Genomic DNA, 26,261 nt, shown 5'->3' with positions numbered 1-26,261 from the left:
TATTTTTCTGCCTTTTCTTCCTCACTATTCAATAACTGTCCCCGGATAAAATGTCTGTAATATTTCCTGATAATTCTTTCCTTTTTTCGCCATCTCATTCGCCCCGTTCTGGCTCATACCTACCCCGTGGCCATATCCACCGCCTTTTATGGTGTAGACATTCTCTTTCTTTTCAATGGTAAAAAATGCACTTGGAAGCAGCGCACTGCTTTTTACTTTTTTTCCATCCTGTCTGCAGATTTCGTATCCTTCTCCGCCCAGTGCTCTGCGGATTTTATTCTCTGTATCTACGGTTACTGCACCTTTATCGCCGGTTGCTTTTATCTGAAGTACAACGTCTCCCGGACCTTTCTTTGTGATCTCCAGATTCTGAAGTGTTCCGATATCTGTCTTCGTATTCACACAGATCAGCTTCGACAGGACATCCGCCGATATGTCAGCCTCCCACCTGTACCAGGGAATCTGCGCTTCATAATCTCCATCCTGGTCTTTCACTTCTACGGATTGCAGGTAAGCATTTTCCGGACTGTCTGCATCTCCCCAGGCCTCCATGGTCGTCGTCTTTCCACAGGATGTAGAATAATAATATGTCGTTACGATCTGTCCCTGATACTTTACCAGCTGCCCTTTTGTCTCCTGCACCGCCTCCGATGCCGATTCCTGAGATGCCGAATTATTATATACCTGAAAATCCGTACTGTCGTTGACATGTGCCTGATATTCCGGATATGCATAATCTTCCATCTGGCGTCTCGCATAGTTTCTCGCACAAACTGCCTGCGCTTTTAACGCTTCCTTCTGATACGCTGCCGGCATTTCACTTGGTACTACTTTACAGAGATAATCTTCCACCGGAAGCTCATTTACAATCACAACCCCTTCCGAAGTCCTGTATAATTCCAAAGCTCCTGCATAAGACGGCGTCCCATATCCTCTCTGCAGATTTTTAATCGTAATCTCTGCATTATTCCTGGCTTCAATCTTGATTGTACCATTCTGAAATCTTCCATCATCTGCCGCTATCCGGACTTCCTGATTACCGGGAATTTCTTCTGTCTGTTCCACCCCTGCACTATTTTCCGGTCCTTCCGGCGAAATACTGCGGATTACCAGTCCCTGATCTGAGGAAAGTACTGCTTCTTTATGTACGATTTCCTGATAACCGTCCGTCATGATCAACACGCGGATCTTATCAGAGTTTTCTATCGTCCCATCTGGTTCCGTCTGGTTTTCCCCGTCTGTATTTTGTGCGCTTTCATCCTTATTTTCTCCTATTTTAAATAATTCTTCCAGCCGGCTCTGTATGGAGATTCCTTCTTCTTTTTTATGAACATCAGAGACACTTTCTTCTATTCCGGTCTTTAGGCCTGCGATCATACATAGTAACAATAAAATCCATGTAATATATACACTATAATGTCTTTTCTTTTTCACATTTACCGCCTCTCCACAATCTTGCTTTCCTTTTTCGCACTTACTGTCTATCAACCCATTCACAGGTATTATTTGCAACATTGACCTCAACACGACCAGCCCACTCATCTACTCTCCTGGAAGTCATTTACAGATAATCAAACATCAGATAGCATTTCCTACATACTCCAATATCTCCAGAGCTTGCCGCCCAGATTGTCTTGTATACTTCGCACGTCGAAAAAAAGACAGCCGTACGAGACGACTGCCTTTTATCTTTTGTATATTCCCCAAAATGCCGGTTCCTGTATTCTGACTCCTAGCACCCAGCTAGGTGGGTATCCGCATCTGCTTTTCTGCCTTCCACTGCGAAATCGATGGCCTGACATATTACAGAGATGTAAGACTCCCGTTTAAAGTATTGTAGGTTCAAAACTACAAGAGTATCGAACATTCCAGGTTTCCACTGCACTTATTATAACCCATTTACATGGATTTTACAACCCTTTACAATTGTCTGATTTTAATCAGATTCATTAGCGCTTCTTATAACTGTGGTCCTGCTGAAACTAAAGCTTTACCAGCTTCATTTCCTTCGTATTTAGCAAAGTTCTTGATGAATCTTGCAGCAAGATCTTTTGCTTTTTCATCCCACTCAGCTGCATCAGCATATGTGTCACGAGGATCAAGGATTCCTGTGTCAACGCCAACGAGTTCTGTAGGTACTTCGAAGTTGAAATATGGGATTGTCTTTGTTTGAGCGTTCTTGATATCTCCGTTTAAGATAGCGTCGATGATTCCACGTGTATCTTTGATAGAGATACGTTTTCCTGTTCCGTTCCATCCTGTGTTAACCAGGTATGCTTTTGCTCCACTCTTCTCCATCTTCTTAACAAGCTCTTCTGCATATTTTGTAGGATGCAGTTCCAGGAATGCCTGTCCGAAGCAAGCTGAGAATGTTGGTGTAGGCTCTGTAATTCCACGCTCTGTACCAGCAAGTTTTGCTGTGAATCCTGACAGGAAGTAGTACTGTGTCTGCTCTGGTGTCAGTACAGATACTGGAGGAAGTACTCCGAATGCATCAGCTGACAGGAAGATTACATTCTTAGCTGCCGGTGCTGAAGATACTGGACGTACGATATTTTCAATATGATCGATTGGGTAAGATACACGTGTATTCTCTGTTACACTCTTATCTGCGAAATCAATCTTTCCGTTTTCATCAAGTGTTACGTTCTCAAGAAGAGCGTTACGTTTGATTGCGTTGTAGATATCTGGCTCAGATTCTTTGTCAAGGTTGATAACCTTAGCGTAGCATCCGCCTTCGAAGTTGAATACTCCGTTGTCATCCCATCCGTGCTCGTCATCACCGATCAGAAGACGCTTAGGATCTGTAGAAAGTGTTGTCTTTCCTGTTCCTGAAAGTCCGAAGAAGATTGCTGTGTTTTCTCCGTTAAGGTCTGTGTTAGCTGAGCAGTGCATAGAAGCCATTCCTTTAAGTGGAAGGAAGTAGTTCATCATAGAGAACATACCTTTCTTCATCTCTCCGCCGTACCATGTATTAACGATAACCTGCTCTTTGCTTGTGATGTTGAACATTACAGCTGTCTCTGAGTTCAGTCCTAATTCTTTGTAGTTTTCAACTTTTGCTTTAGAAGCATTGTATACGATGAAGTCTGGCTCAAAGTTCTCAAGCTCTTCTGCTGAAGGTTTGATAAACATGTTTGTTACGAAATGAGCCTGCCAAGCAACTTCTACGATGAAACGGATTGCCATACGTGTATCTTTGTTTGCTCCGCAGAATGCATCTACAACATAAAGTTTTTTGTTAGAAAGTTCTTTGAGCGCAAGGTCTTTTACTGCGTCCCAAGCTTCCTGTGTTGCAGGATGGTTATCATTCTTGTATTCATCAGATGTCCACCATACAGTATCTTTTGAATTCTCATCTACTACGATGAACTTATCTTTAGGAGAACGTCCAGTGTAGATACCAGTCATTACGTTAACTGCACCAAGTTCACTTTCCTGTCCTTTTTCAAAACCTTCGAGTTCTGGTTTTGTTTCTTCCTCAAATAATAATTCATAAGAAGGATTGTGTACGATTTCTGTCGTTCCTGAAATGCCATACTTGCTTAAATCGATTTTAGCCATCTTCATTTAACCTCTTTTCTTTTATTTGCTGCTGTATATTTATAAATTTTGTTTTTTCATATTCTCCCACAACAGCATTTGCTTTATTATTGCATTTTTCTACGCAAAAGTCAACACTTTAACAATCTTTTCACAATGCGTTTTTGCAAGTTTTATTCATAAATCTTTTATTTTCAATACTTTTTTCTCGTTATGAAGCAAAAAATGCAAGATTTGAAATCAAATCTTGCATTTAATACTTTTTATCAATTATGAATTTTCTTTATTTTTAATAGAAGTCTCTTCTATACTTCCAGAATCCCCTGTACCATTTCTTTCATCTTATCTGCATCACATTCCAGATCATGAAGGATATTGGCATTCAGAATATCCTTGATTGCCTGTGGCATCTCGCGTCCTGAAGTCTCTTCCAGTACGCTTAAAAGACTAAATTCATCCTGTTCCTCGTATTTTTTATCGATTGCACTCATAACGCTCTTTACGAATTTGTACGGGCTTGCTGTAGAGGCAATGACACATTTCTTTGTATCCCCGCTGTTCTTCTGATAACAGTCACATACATAAGAAGCTACACTTGTGTGTGTATCCATGACATATCCTGTCTTGTCATATACTTTTTTGATATTTTCCGCACACTCTTCTTCTGTTGCATATCCTGCGGCAAAATCATCCAGACGCGCTTTCATATCTTCTGTGATCGTGTATTTTCCAGCTGATTTCAGCGCTTCCATCATGTCTTTTGTCTTCTGGTCATCGTCTCCGCTGATTCTGTAGATCAGACGTTCCAGGTTGCTTGAGATCAGGATATCCATAGATGGTGATGTTGTCAGAATGAACTCTCTGTTCTTATCGTAATCTCCTGTCTGGAAGAAATCAAATAGTACTTTATTATCATTTGATGCACATACGAGCTTGTCGATCGGAACTCCCATCTGTTTTGCATAGTAAGCAGCCAGGATATTTCCAAAGTTTCCTGTCGGAACTACAACATTGATCTGCTCGCCATCTTCAATCTCTTCATTTTCCAGAAGTTTTGCATATGCATTTACATAATATACAACCTGTGGAACCAGACGTCCGATATTGATAGAGTTTGCTGATGAGAACTGATATCCGTTCTTTGCAAGCTGCTCTGCAAGTTCTTTGTCTTCGAACATTGCTTTTACACCACTCTGAGCGTTATCAAAGTTGCCATGGATTGCTACTACGTCTACGTTCTGTCCTTTCTGTGTTACCATCTGAAGTTCCTGTACTTTGCTGACTCCGTTCTTTGGATAGAATACAATGATTCTTGTTCCTTCTACGTCTGCAAATCCTGCAAGTGCAGCTTTTCCAGTATCTCCGGATGTGGCAGTCAGGATTACGATCTCATTTTTTACATTATTTTTCTTAGCTGAAGTTGTCATCAGATGTGGCAGAATCGATAATGCCATATCCTTAAATGCAATCGTTGCACCATGGAATAGTTCCATATAATATGTATCGTCTACTTTTACAAGTGGAGCAATCTCTTCTGTATCGAACTTACTGTCATATGCTTTGTTAATACAGTTTTTCAGCTCTTCTTCTGTAAAATCCGTCAGGAACTGCTTCATTACGAGATAAGCGATTTCCTGATATGTCTTTCCTTTCAGATCAGACATTGATACATCCAGTTTTGGAAGTTCGGATGGTACAAAAAGTCCTCCGTCCGGAGCCAGTCCTTTTAAGATTGCTTCAGATGCTGTTACTTTCAGATTCGAATTTCTTGTACTTTTGTAATATAAACCCATGCCAACTCTCTCCTTATATTGATTACTTTCTCTTGCTGTTTGTGTATTTTACCAATCCACCTGCTGTGATCAGTTTCTGCATGAATTCCGGGAATGGCTGTCCCTGGAACTCTGTTCCTTTTGTTCTGTCGTAGATCTTTCCGCTGTCAAAATCAATTTCCACTTCATCTCCTGCTTCAATTGCTTTTGCTGCTTCCGGACATTCAATGATCGGAAGTCCGATGTTGATCGAATTACGGTAGAAAATTCTTGCAAATGTCTCTGCGATTACACAGCTTACTCCTGCTGTTTTAAGACACAGTGGTGCATGTTCTCTTGATGATCCGCATCCAAAGTTCTTATTGGCAACAATGATATCTCCAGGCTGTACTTTGTTAACGAATTCCGGATCAATATCAGCCATTGCGTGACTTGCAAGTTCCTGTGCATCATAAGAGTTCAGGTATCTTGCCGGAATGATTACGTCTGTATCTACGTTATCTCCATATTTAAAAACATGTCCTAAAGCTTTCATTATTTGTCACCTACTTTCTCTGGGTTTGCGATATATCCTGCGATTGCACTTGCTGCTGCTACTTCAGGTGATGCCAGATAGATCAGGGAATCTACATGTCCCATTCTTCCTACGAAGTTACGGTTTGTTGTAGATACGCATTTTTCACCGGCTGCCATAACACCCATATGTCCACCCATACATGGTCCGCAGCTTGGTGTGTTAACCGCACATCCTGCATCAACAAAGATTTCAAGAAGTCCCTCTCTGATACACTGTTTGTAGATCTTCTGTGTTGCCGGAACTACCATAACACGCACATCCGGATGAACCGTATGTCCCTGAAGAATAGCTGCTGCCTTTCTCATATCTTCCATTCTTCCATTTGTACAAGATCCGATTACAACCTGATCGATCTTGATCGGCTCCATAGCCTCGATCTCATCGATGGTCTTTGCATTACCCGGAAGATGTGGGAATGCTACCGTCGGACGGACTTCAGAAAGGTCGATTTCTACAACGTTTTCGTATTCTGCATCTTCATCTGCTTCATATACTGTGTACGATTTCTTTGTATGTTCTTTTAAGTATTCTTCTGTCTTTTCGTCTACCGGGAAGATTCCGTTCTTAGCACCAGCTTCGATTGCCATATTCGCCATGGTAAATCTGTCTGCCATTGTAAGATTCTTGATTCCGTCTCCGGTAAATTCCATAGATTTGTAAAGTGCACCGTCTACACCAATCTTTCCGATGATGTGGATGATGATATCTTTACCGCTTACATATTTGCCCGGCTTTCCTGTCAGTACGAATTTGATCGCGCTTGGAACTTTGAACCACAGTTCTCCCATTGCCATACCTGTTGCGATATCTGTTGTACCAACTCCTGTAGAGAATGCCCCAAGAGCTCCGTATGTACATGTGTGCGAATCTGCACCGATAATACATTCACCGGCTGCAACTACACCTGCTTCTGGAAGAATTGCATGTTCTACTCCTGATTTTCCCTGTTCAAAATACCAGCTGAGTCCCTGATCTTTTGCAAACTCTCGGATTGCCTTTGAGTTCTCTGCTGATTTGATGTCTTTATTTGGTGTAAAATGGTCTGGAACCAGTACCACTTTATCTTTATCAAATACCTTGTCTGCCATCTGTCTGAATATCGGCAGGGCCATCGGTCCTGTAATATCATTCGCCATGACTACATCTAATTTTGCTTCTATTAACTGACCTGCTGTTACGCTTTCAAGACCTGCGTGAGCTGCCAGTATCTTCTGTGTCATCGTCATTCCCATAACGCACCTGTACCTCCTTGATTTCTGATAGTCTTACGGAGTATTTTAGCACACTAAAATATCTCGTGCAATAAATTATACATTTTCGTGCATATTTTTTCTTAATACAATCCAATATTTTCTGTGTTTTTTAAGCAGAATGAGCAATACATAATTCTTTTAATAACCGGAAAGTGAATTATATATTGCTCATTTTTATGCAGCTTGTCCATACTGCCAGACATCTCTTATTATTTTATTTTCTTTATGTTATGCAGATATGGTATCTCAATCGGGTCAATCGGCGTTGCCGGATTCTCAATCTGCCCTTTCATGGTTCTTTTATGCTTCTTTAAAAGCGCTCCGCCTTTATTATAAAACCAGAAAGAATAGGTCAGAATCTTGTGCGCCGGTCCCATCTTGTCTTTTGCCGTCTTACCATACAACACACCACCTGCTTCGATCGCCGCCTTATTTCGTATCAGTGCGATCAGCTCCGTCTCACAGGTCACTCTCTCCGGCAGTATCGTATACCCCGTCCCGATACAGTCCGGTCTGTGCGCATCACTTCCTCCGATTCCCGGCTTTTTATACTTTTCTGCAAGCTTTCTTGCTCCTTCGTTTGATTCTGCTGACTCGCAGGCATTAAATGCCTCAATAAAATCAAATCTTTTGATCAGTTCCGGTGATTTGTAAAATCTGCTCGTGTTCGTAAAGCTCAGATATTTTTCTCCACAAGGATGAGCCGGTCCCAGAATTCCTCCGTGTCTGTGCACAAAGTCGATCAGCACAGACAATGGCAGTCCTTTCACTTCCAGGAGGCGCATCTTCACACCTTCCGGCATAATACAGATGATGTGCCCGGCGTCCAATGTATCATACTCGATTCCTTTCAGTACTACAAAGTCCTGATGCACCTTTCCTTTCATCTGATATTTCCAGTGACGGTAACCATGATACGTATCATGATCTGTGATCAACATCCCATCGAATCCTTTTTCTTTTAAGGTTGTGATGTATTCATCCAAGCTTACCCGGCTGTCAACCGATCCTTCCCGGACGTGACAATGCATGTCTATCTTCATAAGTAAGCCTCCTTAACTTTATTCTTAACAACATTATAGCACATCCCTTATAAAATACAATAAATGTGCCGGTTCTGCTTTCTTATATCTTTCTTAATTTGTTATATTTTCCTTCTTGCAGCCTGTGGCACTTTATAGAGACCACCACCTGCAGTTTCTTCCGGACACATGGCGATACAGAGAACTTACCACTGTCAGCTTCTCTTGCATACTTTGGTATAAAAAAATACCCATTACCTTTTATTTTAGTAACGAGTATTTCCATTTTCCATTCATTTTATAATATGATACAATGGTCAAAAGGTCATGCGAAAGCATGACTTATTGACCCGCAAAACACCGAAAAGCAGCCATTTTTTCGTAGAAAAATGAGCGGAATTGAGGTGTTATACTTTAATCTATATCATCTAACTTTGTAATTCCGGATTCTCCAGTTTCAAAGATTTCAATATCGTCATCATCGTCCAGATATCCTTCTTCCGGTTCCGGAATCTCGATACGTTCAATCTCATCACTGTCCAGATTATCTTTCTTCTTTGCATCCAGATCATCGATATCGAAAATTTCTGTAACAGTGGTTCCACTTGCTACATCATCTTCATTCTCTGTTGTTTCCATTTCCTCTTCTTCCGATTCATCTTCTTCCAGCCACATTCTTGCCTTTTCCACTTCGGATTCCATGGATACTTCTTCTTTGATCTTTTTCGAAAAGATCTTTTCTTTTCTTCCGATCTTTCTTGACTGCATCATAGTCTGGATCACAATACCGATCACTGCAATCGCAAGGCTCAGAACATATCCGATCCATGTTACTTTCGTCATACCAAGTAAAAATGGAAGAATCATTCCTGCCTCTACGCCGCCAACAATACCTGTCACAAAGATTACAAGGAACTCTGCAAATACCACTGTAAGGATTGCCAGTATCAGTGATACTACTGCACAGATGATCAATACTACCTGAATTTCTGATTCGATCAACATAACAAATGTAGCAAATGAACAGCAGAATGTCATAACGAATATTCCAAACTTACGTAACGCCGCACATAATACGCACAATACAATTCCACAAACCGCTATGACTGCAATTGATAATGTTGTATTCAGCCCTGCTGCGATCGCAATTGCCACTCCGGCTCCTGCACCAACAATCAGACCTACGATTGCAGATATCACTCTTACTAATTTAAGTCCAAATAATGCCATGATCACGCCCACAACTACACATGCAATCATAACCCCTGTTATTACCGGCGACTTGGCTGCAACAAAAATACTGGTAGGCCCGTCTGCCGAATTCAAAATACTTGTTACACTTTCCATATTCATATTCTACTCTCCTTTTGCGTTGAAAAGGCTGTGCATCCAAAGATCCACAGCCCCGTTCATTCCAAAGTATGCATGAGAAAATGTTACTGCCACATCTCTCTGTATATTTCAGTTTTCTTAGAAAGCTACTGCTCCGGTCTCTGTCTCGTTGATTACGTAATATACCGCAGCCTCTTCTGGTTTTATGTAGAGATCCATTGTCTTAATATCTCCAACTTTATGTCCAGATGAAGTCCATGCCTTTTTCACTCTGGCAATGATTTCTTTTTCTTCAACCTGCTTTCCAAAATATTCAACATATGCATTGACCTTAACTTCTTTTTTTGCGGTTGTCTTTCTTGTTGTAGTTTTCTTAGCTGGTTCTTTCTTTGCTGTCTCTTTTGCTGCTTTTTTCTTTGTCTCTGTCTTCTTAGCAGTTGTTTTCTTTGCTGCTGTCTCTTTTTTTGTAGTTGTTTTTCTTGTTCTTGTCTTCTTAGCTGGTTCTTCTTTTGCTGTCTCTGTCTTTGTAGCTGCTGTCTTTGTAGTTTCTTTTTCAACAGTAGTTTCCGGTGTTTTCTTTGTCTCCACTTTTTCTTCTGTCTTTACTTCTGCTACTTTTTCAACCTTTTTCTCTACTGGCTTAGCTGTCTCTTCTTTTGCTGTCGGTTTTACTGGCTCTTTTTCTATCTTCTTTGGCTCTGCTGATGCCACTGCCTTTACTGCTGCTTCTTTCTTAGCTGGTTCTTCTTTTACTGTTACTGTATTTGCCGATACCTTAGCAGTTACATCCTTTATAGTTGCTGTTGTTTCTTTTTTTGTAGCCATTTTATTTCCTCCTAAATCTTCCTAAGCCTTATTACCTAGTTGTCAATATTATAACACATTATTTTAAAAATGCAATTCCAACCAAAATCCTCTATATTTATACACCAAAAATCTCCAGAAGCAGTCCTGCTATGACTGCAATTCCATATAATACTGCAATGATCTTTAAGTTCTCTTTTTTATCCGGATTCACCTTAAACAGTACTACAAGTCCGATTCCCGATCCGGTACATAATCCTGCAATTACAGATGCGAAAGAAATCGCACCACTTAGATAAAGCTGGGTTAAAATTACCGATGCCGCACAATTCGGGATCAGACCGATCAATGCTGCAATGAACGGCTGAAGCACCGTATCTCCAAGCATCATTGCCGAGATTTTATCTATTCCAAGTACCTCGATACAAAGATTCAAAATTGTAGTAAATACAAACAGATATAAAAATATCTTCCCAGTATGACGAAGTGCCGGTTTTACAATCCCCGCTGAATGTTCATGACATCCACAGTCATCACAGAGCTCTCCTTCATGCTTTGGAACTGCAATTTTTTTCTTAAAGAATATATCCACAAGATATCCTGCAACGATTGCAATAATCACCTTCATCAGAAGTAATACACCAATCTTTCCTGCATATTCCGGGTTGCCCATAATAATCAGTACCGCTTCATCAGAAGTTGCAAGAAATACTGCAATCAGTGTTCCTATCGTAACGATTCCTCCTGAATACAGATTTGCCGCCATTACCGAAAATCCACACTGTGGGATGCATCCTACAATCGCACCAACAACAGGACCTGCCTTATCTACTTTTATCATGAGTTTTTTTGTAAAATCACTGGAATAATGTTCCAACGCCTCTATCAGCAGAAAGGCAACAAACAAAAACGGAAGCATCTTTACACAATCAATCGCTGCATCTAATAATACGTCAACAAGCATTTCCATTACTATTGTCTCTCCTTTATTCATTTTTTTGATAACATTCTTATTCTAGATGCTGGAGTCATATTTTTCAAGCAAAATTCTGCCCAGACTTTATATTATTTTTCTCAATTATTCTGTGATTTTCAGTTTTTATTCTGTATAATACAATATATATAGTATTTTACAGAAGGGACGTGAATCTATGAGTACATTTGAACGAATCCAGTCCGGCCTTCCGGGACTTGACTCCATGCTCGATTCCATTCGGATGGGTGATAATGTTGTCTGGCAGGTATCCAGCATGGATGATTATATGCAATTTGTAACTCCGCTTTATAACCAGCTGCAAAAAGAAGGAAAAGAACTTCTGTATATGCATTTTGCCGGTCATACGCCTCTGCTTCAAAAAAGTCCCGGTATCCGGATCTATAAATTTGATCCTTCCGACGGATTCGAAGCTTTTACCATGAACGTCAGACGCAGGATCAAAGCCGAAGGCCGTGATGCATTCTATGTATTTGACTGCCTTTCCGATCTGCAGGCTGCCTGGGCTACCGACCTTATGATGGGCAACTTTTTTAAAGTTACCTGTCCGTATCTGTTTGAGTTAAACACGGTTGCATATTTTCCTCTTCTGCGTGGACAGCATTCTTTTGATGCGGTTGCACGTATTCAGGAAACCACCCAATTGCTTCTGGACGTATACTCAGATAATGAAAATCTCTATATTAATCCGCTCAAAGTCTGGAACCGTTATTCGCCAAATATGTTTCTTCCTCATAAATATATAGAAGAAAATGGTTCCTTTCTTCCATTAAAAGGTGGCTACGAAATCAGTCGTTTTTATTCGCTGGTAGATTCATTGACAACCACCGCTGAAAATCAAAATCTGGATAGCTGGGAACGTTTTATCACAGATACAAGACGTACCTACCGTAAAGAAGGGATTTTTACTCCCGCTGTTGAAGATATCATCTCTCACACGATGATGTCTAATGACGACAAAATCCTTTCCTTATTGAGAACCTATTTTGAACCGGATGATTATTTTCTTGTTTATAAACGTATGATCGGAACCGGATGTATCGGAGGGAAAGCCTGTGGCATGCTCCTGGCAAGAAAAATCATTCAAACAGATAATCCCGGAGCATTTGCCCGCATGGAACCTCACGATTCCTATTATCTGGGCTCCGATGTATTTTATACCTATATCGTCCATAATAAGTTCTGGCGTCTTCACATTCACCAGAAAACAAAGCAGGGATATTTTAAGCTCGCTCCAGAACTTGAAAGAGCATTTCTGCAAGGTTCTTTCCCTGAAGCGATCCGGCTTCAGTTTATCCGTATGCTGGAATATTTTGGTCAGCGTCCGATTATTGTCCGCTCCAGCAGTCTTCAGGAAGATGCTTTTGGTAATGCATTTGCCGGAAAATACGAATCCGTCTTTTGTATCAATACCGGAACCATGGACGAACGACTAAATGAGCTTGAAAATGCCGTCCGCACGGTATATGCAAGTACCATGAATCCATCTGCCCTGGAATATCGAAGACAACGTGGTCTTGGTTTCAAAGACGAACAAATGGCGCTTCTTATCCAGCGTGTATCCGGATCTATGTACGAAGACTTTCTCATGCCAAATGCCGCCGGTGTCGGATATTCCTACAGTGCCTATAAATGGGACAATTCCATCAACGCATCCGATGGTATGCTTCGTCTTGTAATGGGACTTGGCACCCGGGCCGTTGACCGTACCGAGGGCGATTACCCGCGGATTGTGAATCTCTCTGCCCCGGACCGCTCTACCCTGACCGCAAGCTGGGCAAAGCACCAATATTCACAGCGTTATGTTGACCTTATGGATTATACTACAAAATCTCTTTCTTCCAGACCTTTGATGGCTGTAACTCCCCATATGGACAACTGGTATAAAAAGCTGGTGTTAGAACATGATTATGATGCAGAGCGGACATTTCGCGAACGTGGACAGCACCGTGAAATTCTCTTTGCAAGCTGTGAGGGACTTGTACGGAACAAAGAATTTACCGACTGCATGAAATCTCTTTTACATACCTTGCAAAATGCTTATCAATATCCTGTCGACATTGAATTTACCATCAATGGAAATGATGACGGTGAATTTGTCTTTAACTTATTACAGTGCCGGCCGCTTCAGGTAGGCACAAGGCGCGATGCTGTAGTTGTTCCTTCTCTTCCGGATGAAAAGACAGTTTTTTCCGTTACAGACGCTTCCATGGGCGGCTCGCGGGCAGAAGATATTGACTATGTGATCCTGATCGATGCGAAAGCTTATTATGAATTTCCATATAAGCGCAAACCAGACATTGCACATATTATCGGCGATATCAACCAACATTTTCGTAAATCAAAAAAGAACCTGCTTTTATTTGCTCCCGGCCGTATCGGAACTTCTTCTCCGGAACTTGGCGTTCCGGTAAGCTTCGCTCAAATCAATCATTTCTGTGCGATCTGCGAAATGTCCGATAGCGAAGCCGGATATATGCCTGAGCTCTCCTATGGCAGTCACATGTTCCAGGATCTTGTTGAAGCGGAGATTTTTTATACTGCGTTATTCGATAATCAGAAAACACGGCTGTTCCATAAGGATATTTTTCATGATATGTCTAACATTCTTACAGAGATACTGCCTGATTGCAAAGACTATGAAGATATTGTAAAGTTTTATCATACCGGGGATATGCATTTGAAATTATACTCAGATATCCAGAATGAGAAAACCATACTTGGATTCGAGTAATATCCGGTATATACAGAGGACCCGCCACTGGCAGCTTCTCTTGCATACTTAGGTATCAAAATGAGCAGTGTATACATAACGATCCATTCCCACTTCGTCTGTATATACACTGCTCATTCCTATTTTATATAACTCTGTCAGCTCATAACTTTCAAACTGATTTTATCCTACTTTTTATAAATTCCCTCTAACACATCAACCGTTCCTTCTATTCCAAGAAGGCTTGCATTTAAAAGTATCTGGTGGGAACTGATGCTTCCCCATTCCAGTCCCGTATGGGATTCATAATAATATTTGCGTTCCCGGTCCATACGTTTGATCCGGTCAAGCGCCTTCTTTTCTGACACATCATACCGTTCGGCAATGCGTTTTACACGGTCTGCCCTGTCAGCACAGATAAATACGTTTATACAGTTCGGATTGTCTTTTAATACATAATCCGCACAACGTCCAACGATTACACATGAACCTTTTGCCGCTAACTTTCGGATAATTTCCGACTGAAGTTCGAACATCTGCTCTGTGAGCGGCTGTACATATTCTTCTGAATTAATATAGGAAGAATATCCCATCGGTGAGATCACATAACTGGATACAAATCTATTAAGCGATGTCTCGTCAATCGCTTTTGCCGTCTCTTCCCTGATATCCATCTTCTCTGCTGCCATTCTGACCAGATTGTTATCATATAACGGAATATCCAGTCTTGTTGCAAGCAGATTCCCAATCTCATGACCGCCGCTTCCAAATTGTCTGCCTATTGTAATAATCTTATGTTCTGTCATAGGTATCCCTCCTTCAGATAAAAAGTAACGCAATAATTTGCCTTTATTATACCTTTTTTCATCAGAAAATACCATATATTTTCCCTGATTATTCTGTTAATTACCGCAGTTTATTTTTTCAAAAGTATGCCTGTTATTGCTTTAACTCACCTGACGTTTTTCTTCAACCAGAAAGCCCTTTTTACGTAACTCTTCTTCAATCAGATCCAGTGTTTCTTCACTGTCTGCGCTGACCTTATGATAATGATAATTGGATGTGATATTCTTAAGCGGACTTGATTTTCCACTTCTGATATCTTCCATAAATGCACCGACTTTTCTTCTGGAACTAAGTGCCAGATCCGCCTCCATCTTGCCATAGACTCTATGATGGATCATTACATTATCTACACATCCTCCAAGGTCTACGATGGCATTCAGTTCCTCTTCCAGCTGTTCATCTGTATGCTGTACTTTGAAGATTCTGCTCACCGTTTTTGGCTCGTTCAATATATATCCACGGTTTGTTGATATGATCTCATATCCTGCCGCTCTGATCAATGCAATATCCTGCACGATCACCTGACGGCTGACATTATAAAGAGAAGCAAGCTTTGTCCCTGATACCGGAGCTTTACTTTCCTGAATCTGTCTGATTATCTGTTCTCTTCTTTCAGATCCGTGCATTTTTCTGCCACCTCCCAATTCTTTATTTTCTGCTATTTCATCTACAGATTCTACCACTGGCTGATCTATCCGGATTGATCCATTTCTATGCATTTCCGCAATCTTCGAACAGATTAAATCGCATGGAGGTGTTTTAAAGAAATATCCAGAATCGGAGCCGAATGTGTCAGTGCCCCACTGGAAATGTAATCAACACCAAGCGAGGTCAGTCGTCCGATATTTTCTTTTGTTACATTTCCGGAACACTCTGTCTCTGCCCGTCCATCAATGATACGTATTGCCTCCTGCATCTCTTCCGTAGACATATTATCCAGCATGATGATGTCTGCACCTGCTTCTACAGCTTCTTTTACCATGTCAAGATTCTCTACTTCTACCTCGATTTTTCTTACGAATGGTGCATAGTCTTTTGCCATCTGTACGGCTTTTGTTACACTTCCGGCTGCACCAATGTGGTTATCTTTTAACAGTACCCCATCGGAAAGATTATAGCGGTGATTGTATCCGCCGCCGACTCTGACTGCATATTTTTCAAATATTCTCATATTCGGAGTTGTCTTTCTGGTATCCAGAAGCTTTGTTTTACTTCCTTCCAGAAGAGAAGCTACCGAATGTGTATAAGTTGCAATTCCGCTCATTCTCTGCAGATAGTTCAGTGCAACACGCTCACCGGAAAGAAGCACACGGATATCTCCCGTTACTTTTCCCATCAGCTGTCCGTTCTTTACTTCCTCTCCATCTTTGCAGAAGAATTCTACCTTTGTATCTTTATCCAGAAGTTCGAATACTCTCTGGAAGATCTGAAGTCCTGCGATTACTCCGTCCTGCTTGCAGATTAAGTCTACTTCTCCCTTTACCGCTTCATGCATAACCGCATTCGTTGTTACATCTTCACTTGAAATGTCTTCTTTTAATGCCTCCAGGATCAGATGATCCACCTGTAATGTCATTGTTATATTATTCATAGCCTGTCTCCTTTTTCCCTTATCTAATTTGTCTTACATCAGAGTGTATTTTTTAATTCTTTTTGTTTTCTATTGCTGCTTATACATTCTACAGACAGTATCTGACAGTTACACAGCTTTTTTCTCGGATGCTTTTTCCTGTATTTCTTCTGCTGTAATCTTTTTCGCTGCCCGTTTTGCAAATACCAGACTTTCCAGAAGCGAATTACTTGCCAGACGGTTCGCTCCGTGAACTCCGTTGCAGCTTGTCTCACCAACCGCATACAGATGTTCCATAGATGTCCTGCTGTCTGAATCCACCCAGATTCCCCCCATAAAATAGTGCTGTGCCGGTACAACCGGGATACATTCTTTTGTTACATCATAGCCTTCTTCCAGGCAATGCTCGTAGATGTTTGGGAAATGTTTTAAAATGGTCTCTTTTGGAATATGTTCCATAGAAAGCCATACATGGTCTGTTCCGTCTTTTTCCATCTCTTTCCTGATTGCCTTCGTCACCACATCTCTTGGAAGAAGCTCATCTACAAAACGTTCTTTGTTCTTATTATAAAGGACAGCCCCCTCGCCTCGTACGGACTCTGATATCAGGAAGCGTCTTCCCGGTTTCTTGGAATACAATGTTGTCGGATGGATCTGTACATAGTCCAGATGCTCCAGACGAATTCCATGCTTTTTAGCAATCTCAATCGCATCACCTGTCAGATGTGGGAAATTTGTAGAATGCTGGTAAGTACCTCCGATACCACCACTTGCAAGAATCGTATTCTCTGCATAGATTTCATAAGTTCCTTTTTCATTCTTTGCTTTGATTCCCACGCATTTTCCGTCTTCGATGATCACATCTGTCATCTCTGTATATTCATACATTTTCACATTTTTCATTTTTTTCACTTGCGCAAGTAATTTGCTGGTGATTTCTTTTCCTGTAACATCTTCATGGAACAAAATTCTTGGTTTTGAATGTGCACCTTCTCTTGTATAGGCAAATTCTCCATCCTTCTTTTCAAATTCCACTCCGTATTTTACCAGATCATTGATGATATCTCTGGAATTACGGATCATAATATCTACGGATTCTTTGCGGTTCTCATAATGACCTGCTTTCATGGTATCTTCAAAGTAGCTGTCATAGTCACCTTCGTCTCTTAATACACAGATTCCCCCCTGTGCAAGGAAAGAATCGCTGCTTTCCAGATCAGACTTGGTAATTAATATAATATCCTGTTCTTCTGGTAAATTCAAGGCACTAAAAAGTCCTGCAACCCCACTTCCTACAATTACTGTATCCGCATTCATTTTCATAATAACATCCTCTTTTCATATACTGCGTTTTTCCGTCCACAGCCAGTGATACTGACTGTTCAAACTTTCCACATTATACCACTGTTATTTACATGTGACAAGACACATGTTGCATTTTCCTTTACAGTAGAGAGTGCTATTGCTGTTTAATACATTAATTTGGGTTGGATTCCCGGTCCTTGCGTATGCCTTGGTATAAGATCTGGTCCGCGACTCCATGAAGCAAGAAGTAGTAAGAGAGCCTGAATTCCCTAAAAGCAACAGAAAGCAAACCCAAACTCGCCTGTTGGCTCAAACAGTGGATTTGCTTTCTGTTAACGGGAATCCAGACTCTCTAACTACTTCTAAGCCTCATTCCGAATGCTACCCAGCCCTTATACCAAGGCATACGCAAGTCGCGACTGGCAGGCGATAATTAATGTATTAAATGGAGGGCGTAACTGAGGATGCTTACCCCGGTAGTTCTTTTTATGATACTCCCGGGGTAAGCACTCACAGTTACGCCCTCCAACTATTTCATACACTACCGCCTGCCAATCACGACATGAGAAAGCGCTGGTATCCTGTTTGCAGCGTTTTTTGGCGCGATGTGTAGAAGTTCTTAGGCAGTTTGACTTTCCGTTAAAGGGACGGAGCGACACTGTTTGAGCCGAACGGCGAGTTTGGAGCGGAGTCCCTTTCGTCCTTGAGAGCCACGGGGACGTGAATTTCTGGCTTTTTTAGTGTCCCTGGTGGCTCTTTTATGATATTACCGGGGGAAGTTACCACGGTTACGCCTCCAACTATTTCATACACTTTCGGCTCCAGTCACGACATGAGAAAGCGCTGGTATCCTGTTTGCAGCGATTTTTGGCGCGATGTGTAGAAGTTCTTAGGTAGTTTGATTTTCCGTTAAAGGGACGGAGTGAAACTGTTTGAACGAAGTGAGTTTTGAGCGGAGTCCCTTTCGTCCTTAGGAAAGTCGGACTGCCTTAGAACTTCTGCATCGTGACATCTAGCGCAAACAGGATACCAGCGCTTTCTCATGGACCGGGAGGCCAGAACGAAATAGTGTATTAAACACCAAAAGTATTTTTTTGTGTGGAGAATGTATTGACAACTATACTTGTCATCTACTATAATGAATTTGACAAGAATAGTTGTCAAAAATGCAAATGTGAAAAGGAGATGATTATGTGCCTTTACTAAATCATTTGAAAGAATACAGATCAAAACTTGGCGTCAATCAGACGGAGATGGGAAGGCTTGCCGGGGTATCCAGGCAGACGATTAGTCAGATTGAACGAGGGGACTATTCACCGTCGGTAACATTGGCGCTTAAGCTTGCGAAGATCTGTCAGGTGAGTGTGGAAGATATTTTTGAGTATGAGGAGGAGTAGGTTATGAAGAAAACAAAGAAAAGCAGTTATTTTTCAGCAACGTGGAAGATGTTACTGGCTATGTTTATAGGCGGGATCGCAGGTGGTGTAATGGCAGTCGCTTATGAATTGATGAGAAATGGAATAAATGAAGGATTAAGGTCTGTTACAGGAACCATACAGCATTATATATTTCCTGCATTAGTTGTGGTAGCCGTTGTAACAGTTATCATCGGAGAATATAGCATGCATAGATTAAAAGAAGTATATAAAGAGATGGAAGATGCTGACGAGGAAAGGTTTTACGAATTAGATTATGAAGAAGAAATGTGGGGCGGATGGATATCTGGTAGTAATATCGTATCGCAGGTCTTCTGTATTATCATACTGTCATTTGGATATTCGTTAAAGTATATCAGATCTGGAAGCAGCAATTATTTCCTGGCAGCCTGTATTATATTCTGTTTATGTTATTTTTATGACCTGTACCTTTCTGTAAGATATGTAAAATTGATTCAGAAAGCACATCCGGAAAAACAAGGAGACCCATCTTCCAGAAAATTCCTGGAACAGTGGGTGGAAAGCTGCGATGAGGCGGAAAAAGAGGTTATATATAAAAGCGCATATAAGACATATGTAATCCTGAATAAGGTAATACCTGTATTATTACTTCTTACGATGATCTCTAATTTATTCTTGAATACCGGTATTATGGCGGTTCTTATTGTGGCAGTCATCTATCTGATTACAGGGCTTACTTATATCAGATCAAGTATGGTTTTTAAGGCAAAAAAAATAGGATAATCGGTTGATAGTATAAATATATTATGTTAAGATGAATGCACTGGAAGCAACCAGTGCATTCAAACGTTAAAAGGTCTTTTTAGAAAAGGAACATTCAGTTCCATTCATAGGGATATATCAATCCCGAAAGCTCCAATGTTTGAAAAGTTGAATCTGAAAATTTGATATGGGAAAGATGGTGATGTTATGTTTATTGGAAAATACTAGTTAGAATTTTATAATAATCAATAAATATACTTCAAACTATATTTGTTGCAGTGTTGCAATACTTAAAAGATAAGTTTATACTGAAAGGAGAAAATGGATGGAAAGTATCAAATTGTCTGATGTAAATTCTGTAGATGAACGATTTCATTATTACCAGCAGATGCTTGAAAAATTGCCAGAATCAAAAGTGATTTTTATTGTAGATGATGAGTCAGAGAAAAATGTAGAACCAATTTTGCATATAAAACGTACTGTAAAAGAGACCGGAAAAAATTATGATGATAAAAGTGAAATAATATATATTAATGCATTGATTCAGGAAGATACAGAATTAGGAAAACTAATGCATGATTTTCATTGTAGCAGGGCAGACGATATGTATAGTGAAGTATTGGCAAATAGGGTCAGAGAGCTGAAAGAAACACAGGAAGGGGTGAAATTTATGTGTAAAGAGATGGATAAAATTTATCAGGCTGGTGAGATAAGGGGAAAATATGAAACCGCAATCAAGCTAATTGAGCTGGGAGTAAACGAAGAGATGATCGCAGAAGCAGTAGGGCATAATATAGAAGAAATACAACGCTGGAAAAATAACATGAAACGATAATAATTTGATGAATAAAGATAATGAGAAGAAGTAGAAAAAAGGAGAACGAATCATGAAAGTATTCTTATACAGAAAATGCAGCACCTGCATGAAAGCTCTAAAATGGCTGGAGGCACATAACATAGAATTTGAAGAGCGTGCAATGAAAGAAGAGAATCCGACATATGAAGAGTTAAAAGAATGGCATGCAATGAGTGGATTCCCACTGAAGAAATTTTTCAATACCAGTGGTATGCTGTATAAGCAGATGAATCTCAAAGAGAAGTTAAAAGACATGTCCGAGGATGAACAGTTAAAACTTCTGGCAACGGATGGCATGCTTGTGAAGCGGCCATTGGTTATCGGAGACGGGTTTGTCCTGACAGGATTCAAAGAAAAAGAGTGGGAAGAAAAACTTTTGGCATAATGAGAAAGTGGTGGATGGATGAAGTTAAAAAAAGGCTTGTGGATCTGCAGCCTTGCTGTTATGAGTCTGTTTATTACATCTTGTACAAAGAAAGCAGAGGTTAAGGATTCTGACAAAAGTATTTACGAAGGAAGTATTCAGGATGCAGATGTGTTTATCGATATTCCGAATCTTCGTCAATACGGCGGTTACACATGTGGAACAACCTGTGTGCAGATGTTGATGAACTGGATCAATCCTTATCAGGGGGACCTGAATCTGAAAGGGTATGAAGAAGAACTTGGGACAACAGAGGATGCAGGCACTTCACCAGAACAACTGATGAATTATTTTGAAAAAAATGATGTAAAAGCCATTGCCAAAGAAGAAAGGACCATCAAGGATCTGGTGTCTGTGCTGGATAAAAAACATCCGATGCTGATGTGTATACAGGCATGGGGAGCGGAAGGATATAATACGCAAGATAAGACAAAGACGGATACATACCTGGCAGAAGGTCACTGGGTGATCTGCGCTGGATATCAGAAAGTGAAAAATGATTATGTATTTTATTTTAATGATCCGGCCTGTGTGGGATATTGCATGATGAATGAAAAAGATCTGAAACAGCGTTGGATTGACATGGATGCGGATGGCAGAATATATGACCATTACGGGATTGAGATTGCGGAGAATGAAAATATATATGATCCGCAAGGGGCGTTTTATCTGGAATAAAGGAGATAAAAGAACAGAAAATATATGGCATTGATTATTAGAAAAATCTGATGATCAGTGCTATATTTTTTGCTTTCATTCGGTTGACGGTAGTTCGTTACGCCGCCCTCATTCAGACAAAATCTCCCACGAATTATGACATATATCTTACAGAAAGCATTTTTAAGACACGCCTGGACCACGTCTTAAATAAATATTTTGACATTCAAAATACTTGACAAACAAAATATCCTGGTATATACTTTGAAAGTCAAAATAATTTAGAATCAAAATAAATCAGAGGTATTTATAATGACTGGAAGAATATGTGGGACAGGGTCTTGCGTTCCATCGTTTGCAATGGATAACAATGACATTGCAAAGCTGGTTGATACCAGTGATGAATGGATCCGGGAGAGAACCGGAGTGGTAAGACGTCATATCATCAGAGAAGAGACAACAGTATCCATGGCAGGTGAGGCTGGGAAGCGTGCACTTGATAATGCGGGGATTTCTGCAGAGGATGTGGATCTGATCATTGTTTCTACGATTTCTTCAAATGTAATACTTCCATGTACGGCATGTGAGGTTCAAAAAGAACTTGGAGCAGACCATGCGACTTGCTTTGATCTAAGTGCAGCATGTACCGGATTTGTGGTTGCCTATAATACAGCAGTGGCTTATCTGAATGCCGGTGTCTATCAGACCGCTCTGATCATTGGAAGTGAAAGCTTATCGAACCTGACGAACTGGAAAGACCGGGGAACATGCATCCTTTTTGGAGACGGCGCAGGAGCGGCGGTACTGAAAAAAGATGACACAAGATACTACCTCCCGGTAACGCATTCCAACGGTTCCAGGGGTGGCGCACTTACCTGTAAGAGCAGGTATGACAGGAGCGAGCTATCACTGCCGGATCTGACCAAGCCAGATGAAAAAGAATATCTGATGCAGATGGATGGAAGAGAAGTATTTATGTTTGCTGTAAAGAGTGTACCGCAGGTGATCAGGGAAGTACTGGAAAAGAATGATGTGGCGCAGGAAGAAATCAGCTATTACATTTTACATCAGGCGAATAAGCGGATCGTGGAAGCGATTGCAAAGAGATTAGATGAGCCGATGGAAAAATTCCCGGTAAACCTGGAAGAATACGGTAATACATCTTCGGCAAGTATTCCGATTCTGCTGGATGAGCTGAACCAGGAAGGGAAGCTTGAAAGAGGACAGAAAATTGTCCTTGCCGGATTCGGAGCAGGTCTTACCTGGGGAGCAAGTATTATAGAGTGGTAAGACAATTACATTGGGAAAAATACTTTATAAACGCCGGAACTTAAGGACAATAAGACGTGCGTGAAGAGCAGAAGTAGAAGTTATAAGTAAAATAATGAAAAAAATGATGAAAATAAAAAAGGAGAACAAAAACATGTTTGAACAGATTAAAAAAATGGTAGCAGAAAACTTAGGGGTAGAAGAAAGCCAGATTACAGAAAGTGCATCTTTCAAAGACGATCTCGGAGCAGATTCGTTAGATCTTTTTGAACTGACAATGGCACTGGAAGATGAGTACGGAATCGAGATTCCATCTGAAGATCTGGAAAAGATCGTCACAGTAGGAGACGTTGTAGAATATGTAAATGCTCATAAAGAGTAGATAAAGATCAAAAGACAAAAATTGAAAGTAAAAAAATGTTACTGTCTGCAAAACGCGTAAACAGTAACAAAAAAACAAAACCGTATATCAACAAACAAGACAATACACTTGAAAATGAGATTATAAAAGACAGGGAGTATAAAGATTATGCAGACAGAAGTAACCAGATTATTAGGAATCGAATATCCAATCATTCAGGGCGGCATGGCCTGGGTGGCAGAATACCATCTGGCTGCGGCCGTATCAGAAGCCGGCGGCCTTGGACTGATCGGGGCAGCAAGTGCTCCGGCGGACTGGGTCAGAGATCAGGTACAAAAAGCAAAAGAACTGACAGATAAGCCATTTGGGGTCAATATCATGCTGATGAGCCCATATGCTGATGAAGTTGCAAAGGTTATCGTTGAAGAAGGCGTGAAAGTAGTAACAACTGGTGCGGGTAATCCGGAGAAATACATGAAGATGTGGAAAGAAGCCGGAGTAAAAGTGATTCCGGTAGTTGCTTCTGTGGCCCTGGCAAAAAGAATGGAACGCTGCGGAGCCGATGCGCTGGTAGCAGAAGGCTGTGAAGCCGGAGGACATATCGGGGAAAGTACAACGATGGTACTGGTTCCGCAGGTTGTTGATGCAGTTAATATTCCGGTTATTGCAGCCGGAGGAATTGCAGATGGAAGAGGGATTGCTGCTGCGTTCATGTTAGGAGCAAAGGGTGTACAGATGGGAACACATTTTGTAGTAACCGATGAATCCCAGGTGCATGACAATTACAAAGAAAGAATCATCAAAGCGAAGGATATCGATTCCAGAGTAACAGGAAGAACCACAGGACATCCAGTCAGAGCCCTTCGCAATGATATGACGAGAAGATATCTGGAACTTGAAAATGCCGGAGCGGGATTTGAAGAACTGGAAAAACTTACACTTGGCGGTCTTAGAAAAGCGGTTGTAGACGGTGATGTAAAGAACGGAAGTGTGATGGCAGGACAGATTGCCGGTATGGTAAAAGAAAGAATGTCTTGTAAAGATCTGATCCAGAAACTGGTACAGGAAACAGATGCATTGATCGGAGGAAATGGATTCTATGAGTAAGATTGCATTTATTTATCCGGGACAGGGAGCCCAGAAAGCAGGCATGGGAGCTGACTTTTACGAAAAAAGTGAGATCGCAAAACATATTTTCGATCAGGCGGGCGAAGAACTGGATCTGGATATGAAGGCCCTTTGTTTTGAGGAAAATGAAAAACTTGACCTGACCGAATATACGCAGGCAGCAATGGTTACCACCTGTCTTGCGATGACAAGAGTTGCAGAAAGCAAAGGCTTAAAAGCAGATATCACGGCAGGATTAAGTCTTGGCGAATATCCGGCAATCGCAGTTGCCGGCGGGATGAATGATATGGATGCCGTCCGTCTGGTAAGACAGAGAGGAATACTGATGCAGAATACAGTTCCGGCAGGTGAAGGGGCAATGTGTGCAGTAATGTCCATGGATGCAGAGGAGATCGAAAAGGTAACCGGACCGATCGACGGTGTGTCGATTGCAAATTATAACTGTCCGGGGCAGATTGTGATTACCGGAAAAAAAGAAGCAGTGGAAGAAGCGGCAGAAAAGTTAAAAGAAGCTGGCGCAAGACGTACCGTTATGTTAAATGTCAGCGGACCATTTCATTCACAGATGTTAATTCCGGCAGGTGAAAAGCTTGCAGAAGAGCTGGATCGGATCAGATTCCATGAGCTGAAGATTCCATATGTAACGAATGTATCCGCAGAAAAAGTGACAGATATTAAGGAGACTTCCGGACTTCTTACAAAGCAGATCAGTTCGCCGGTGCGCTGGATGCAGAGCATGGAACATATGATCGCAGACGGTGTTGATACATTTGTAGAGATCGGACCGGGCAGGACACTGGAAGGATTCTTAAGAAAGATCGACCGGAGTGTGAACGTATTCCACATTTCTCAGTGGGAGGATGTGGATAAAGTCTGCGCAGAACTTGCAGAGAGTGGAAATGTGATGGAGGAAGCGTAAAGATGAGTCAGACAATGGAAGGAAAAGTTGCGGTTGTGACCGGAGCATCCAGAGGAATCGGGAAAGCAATTGCGATCAATCTTGCATCCAAAGGTGCGACGGTTGTGATTAATTATAATGGTTCAAAAGAAAGAGCCGAAGAAGTAAAAAATATAATTGAAGCTGCAGGTGGCAGGGCAGTTGTTAGGCAGTGTAACGTGGCTGACTTTGATGCATGCAAAGAATTCATAGAGACGGTTATCAAAGAGTACGGCAGAATCGATATTTTGGTAAATAATGCAGGAATTACAAAAGACGGACTGCTTATGAAGATGTCGGAAGAAGATTTTGACCAGGTGTTAGATACGAACTTAAAAGGAGCGTTTCACACGATCCGTTTCGCACTGCGCCAGATGATCAGACAGAGAAGCGGACGCATTGTGAACATGGCATCCGTGGTAGGTGTCAGTGGAAATGCAGGACAGGCGAATTATGCAGCATCCAAGGCCGGTGTGATCGGTCTTACAAAGACTGCGGCCAGAGAAGTCGCATCCAGAGGAATTACAGTGAATGCGATTGCGCCTGGATTTATAGAGACAGATATGACAGAAGTACTTCCGGAAAAAGTAAAGGAAGCAAGTATTTCCCAGATCCCGCTTGGAAAGTTTGGAAAAGCGGAAGATGTGGCGGATGCAGTTGCATTCCTTGCTTCGGATGAGGCAGCGTATATTACCGGACAGGTGTTGCATGTGGACGGCGGTATGGTGATGTAAAGGAG

At 41.2% G+C, this 26,261-nt stretch carries 26 protein-coding genes and 1 other RNA gene; 12 read left to right on the top strand and 15 right to left on the bottom strand.

Annotated features, from left to right (window positions below; genetic code table 11):
* Positions 1-24: 24 nt before the first annotated feature.
* The 10 genes from ACWJAF_RS07955 to ACWJAF_RS07910 all read right to left on the bottom strand — a co-directional run bounded on the left by ACWJAF_RS07955 (position 25) and on the right by ACWJAF_RS07910 (position 11,273).
* A complete protein-coding gene (locus tag ACWJAF_RS07955; protein WP_448863145.1) occupies positions 25-1,434 on the bottom strand; it encodes a SpoIID/LytB domain-containing protein in 1,410 nt (469 codons plus the stop codon).
* Positions 1,435-1,696: 262 nt separating this feature from the next.
* Positions 1,697-1,878: non-coding RNA, 6S RNA (gene ssrS / locus ACWJAF_RS07950), on the bottom strand.
* Positions 1,879-1,959: 81 nt separating this feature from the next.
* Positions 1,960-3,564, bottom strand: coding sequence for a phosphoenolpyruvate carboxykinase (ATP) (pckA, locus tag ACWJAF_RS07945; RefSeq protein WP_448863144.1), 1,605 nt, complete (start codon positions 3,562-3,564; stop codon positions 1,960-1,962).
* A gap of 284 nt (positions 3,565-3,848) precedes the next feature.
* A complete protein-coding gene (thrC, locus tag ACWJAF_RS07940) occupies positions 3,849-5,336 on the bottom strand; it encodes a threonine synthase (protein WP_296032270.1) in 1,488 nt (495 codons plus the stop codon).
* Between the two features lie 22 nt (positions 5,337-5,358).
* Positions 5,359-5,850 carry a 3-isopropylmalate dehydratase small subunit gene (locus tag ACWJAF_RS07935; RefSeq protein WP_296032268.1) on the bottom strand — a complete coding sequence of 164 codons (492 nt, stop codon included), beginning with the start codon at positions 5,848-5,850 and terminating at the stop codon, positions 5,359-5,361.
* Complete coding sequence (leuC, locus tag ACWJAF_RS07930) at positions 5,850-7,124, bottom strand: 3-isopropylmalate dehydratase large subunit (RefSeq protein ID WP_448863143.1); 1,275 nt, start codon at positions 7,122-7,124, stop codon at positions 5,850-5,852. The genes ACWJAF_RS07935 and leuC overlap by 1 nt, the downstream gene beginning before the upstream one ends.
* Before the next feature lie 230 nt (positions 7,125-7,354).
* Positions 7,355-8,188, bottom strand: coding sequence for a PHP domain-containing protein (locus ACWJAF_RS07925; RefSeq protein WP_296032265.1), 834 nt, complete (start codon positions 8,186-8,188; stop codon positions 7,355-7,357).
* Between the two features lie 393 nt (positions 8,189-8,581).
* Positions 8,582-9,520 (bottom strand): hypothetical protein, encoded by a 939-nt coding sequence (locus tag ACWJAF_RS07920; protein WP_448863142.1) that lies wholly within the window; start codon positions 9,518-9,520, stop codon positions 8,582-8,584.
* A 117-nt stretch (positions 9,521-9,637) separates the two neighbouring features.
* On the bottom strand, positions 9,638-10,324 hold the full coding sequence (locus ACWJAF_RS07915; protein WP_448863141.1) for a DUF6465 family protein: 687 nt from the start codon (positions 10,322-10,324) through the stop codon (positions 9,638-9,640).
* 97 nt (positions 10,325-10,421) lie between these two features.
* Positions 10,422-11,273 (bottom strand): putative manganese transporter, encoded by an 852-nt coding sequence (locus ACWJAF_RS07910; RefSeq protein WP_448863140.1) that lies wholly within the window; start codon positions 11,271-11,273, stop codon positions 10,422-10,424.
* A 181-nt stretch (positions 11,274-11,454) separates the two neighbouring features.
* On the opposite strand from ACWJAF_RS07910, the gene ACWJAF_RS07905 reads away from it, so the two are divergent.
* Complete coding sequence (locus ACWJAF_RS07905; RefSeq protein WP_448863139.1) at positions 11,455-14,031, top strand: PEP/pyruvate-binding domain-containing protein; 2,577 nt, start codon at positions 11,455-11,457, stop codon at positions 14,029-14,031.
* 167 nt (positions 14,032-14,198) lie between these two features.
* Here ACWJAF_RS07905 and ACWJAF_RS07900 read toward each other — a convergent pair whose 3' ends face one another.
* From ACWJAF_RS07900 to ACWJAF_RS07885, 4 genes are all read right to left on the bottom strand, one after another.
* Positions 14,199-14,816, bottom strand: a complete 618-nt coding sequence (locus tag ACWJAF_RS07900; RefSeq protein WP_448863138.1) for a cytidylate kinase-like family protein — start codon at positions 14,814-14,816, stop codon at positions 14,199-14,201.
* A 141-nt stretch (positions 14,817-14,957) separates the two neighbouring features.
* On the bottom strand, positions 14,958-15,482 hold the full coding sequence (locus ACWJAF_RS07895; protein WP_448863170.1) for a 3H domain-containing protein: 525 nt from the start codon (positions 15,480-15,482) through the stop codon (positions 14,958-14,960).
* A 113-nt stretch (positions 15,483-15,595) separates the two neighbouring features.
* Positions 15,596-16,447 (bottom strand): carboxylating nicotinate-nucleotide diphosphorylase, encoded by an 852-nt coding sequence (nadC, locus tag ACWJAF_RS07890; protein ID WP_296034111.1) that lies wholly within the window; start codon positions 16,445-16,447, stop codon positions 15,596-15,598.
* A 108-nt stretch (positions 16,448-16,555) separates the two neighbouring features.
* On the bottom strand, positions 16,556-17,749 hold the full coding sequence (locus tag ACWJAF_RS07885; RefSeq protein ID WP_296034109.1) for an L-aspartate oxidase: 1,194 nt from the start codon (positions 17,747-17,749) through the stop codon (positions 16,556-16,558).
* 1,175 nt (positions 17,750-18,924) lie between these two features.
* Between ACWJAF_RS07885 and ACWJAF_RS07880 the strand changes: the two genes are divergently transcribed.
* From ACWJAF_RS07880 to ACWJAF_RS07860, 5 genes are all read left to right on the top strand, one after another.
* Complete coding sequence (locus ACWJAF_RS07880; RefSeq protein WP_296033151.1) at positions 18,925-19,128, top strand: helix-turn-helix transcriptional regulator; 204 nt, start codon at positions 18,925-18,927, stop codon at positions 19,126-19,128.
* Positions 19,129-19,131: 3 nt separating this feature from the next.
* On the top strand, positions 19,132-19,911 hold the full coding sequence (locus ACWJAF_RS07875; protein ID WP_448863137.1) for a DUF3169 family protein: 780 nt from the start codon (positions 19,132-19,134) through the stop codon (positions 19,909-19,911).
* Between the two features lie 367 nt (positions 19,912-20,278).
* Positions 20,279-20,725, top strand: coding sequence for a hypothetical protein (locus ACWJAF_RS07870; protein ID WP_448863135.1), 447 nt, complete (start codon positions 20,279-20,281; stop codon positions 20,723-20,725).
* Positions 20,726-20,777: 52 nt separating this feature from the next.
* Positions 20,778-21,131 carry an arsenate reductase family protein gene (locus ACWJAF_RS07865; protein ID WP_296033155.1) on the top strand — a complete coding sequence of 118 codons (354 nt, stop codon included), beginning with the start codon at positions 20,778-20,780 and terminating at the stop codon, positions 21,129-21,131.
* 18 nt (positions 21,132-21,149) lie between these two features.
* Entirely contained in the window at positions 21,150-21,848 is a 699-nt protein-coding gene (locus tag ACWJAF_RS07860; protein ID WP_296033156.1) for a C39 family peptidase, read from the top strand.
* Here ACWJAF_RS07860 and ACWJAF_RS07855 read toward each other — a convergent pair.
* Positions 21,836-21,982, bottom strand: coding sequence for a hypothetical protein (locus ACWJAF_RS07855; protein WP_448863169.1), 147 nt, complete (start codon positions 21,980-21,982; stop codon positions 21,836-21,838). The genes ACWJAF_RS07860 and ACWJAF_RS07855 overlap by 13 nt on opposite strands.
* Here ACWJAF_RS07855 and ACWJAF_RS07850 point away from each other — a divergent pair.
* The 6 genes from ACWJAF_RS07850 (at position 21,932) to fabG (ending at position 26,256) form a co-directional block, all read left to right on the top strand.
* Positions 21,932-22,066, top strand: coding sequence for a DUF6783 domain-containing protein (locus tag ACWJAF_RS07850; protein ID WP_448863168.1), 135 nt, complete (start codon positions 21,932-21,934; stop codon positions 22,064-22,066). The two genes, ACWJAF_RS07855 and ACWJAF_RS07850, sit on opposite strands and share 51 nt — an antisense overlap.
* Before the next feature lie 73 nt (positions 22,067-22,139).
* Positions 22,140-23,117 carry a beta-ketoacyl-ACP synthase III gene (locus tag ACWJAF_RS07845; protein ID WP_448863134.1) on the top strand — a complete coding sequence of 326 codons (978 nt, stop codon included), beginning with the start codon at positions 22,140-22,142 and terminating at the stop codon, positions 23,115-23,117.
* A gap of 133 nt (positions 23,118-23,250) precedes the next feature.
* A complete protein-coding gene (locus ACWJAF_RS07840) occupies positions 23,251-23,478 on the top strand; it encodes an acyl carrier protein (RefSeq protein WP_296033159.1) in 228 nt (75 codons plus the stop codon).
* 147 nt (positions 23,479-23,625) lie between these two features.
* Positions 23,626-24,564, top strand: a complete 939-nt coding sequence (fabK, locus tag ACWJAF_RS07835; protein WP_296033162.1) for an enoyl-[acyl-carrier-protein] reductase FabK — start codon at positions 23,626-23,628, stop codon at positions 24,562-24,564.
* Complete coding sequence (fabD, locus tag ACWJAF_RS07830) at positions 24,557-25,504, top strand: ACP S-malonyltransferase (RefSeq protein WP_448863133.1); 948 nt, start codon at positions 24,557-24,559, stop codon at positions 25,502-25,504. The genes fabK and fabD overlap by 8 nt, the downstream gene beginning before the upstream one ends.
* Before the next feature lie 2 nt (positions 25,505-25,506).
* Positions 25,507-26,256 (top strand): 3-oxoacyl-[acyl-carrier-protein] reductase, encoded by a 750-nt coding sequence (gene fabG / locus ACWJAF_RS07825; RefSeq protein WP_296094353.1) that lies wholly within the window; start codon positions 25,507-25,509, stop codon positions 26,254-26,256.
* Positions 26,257-26,261 lie beyond the last annotated feature (5 nt).

The sequence above is a fragment of the Dorea sp. genome (genome assembly GCF_977044405.1).
This window is presented reverse-complemented; position numbering and strand designations above follow the sequence as displayed.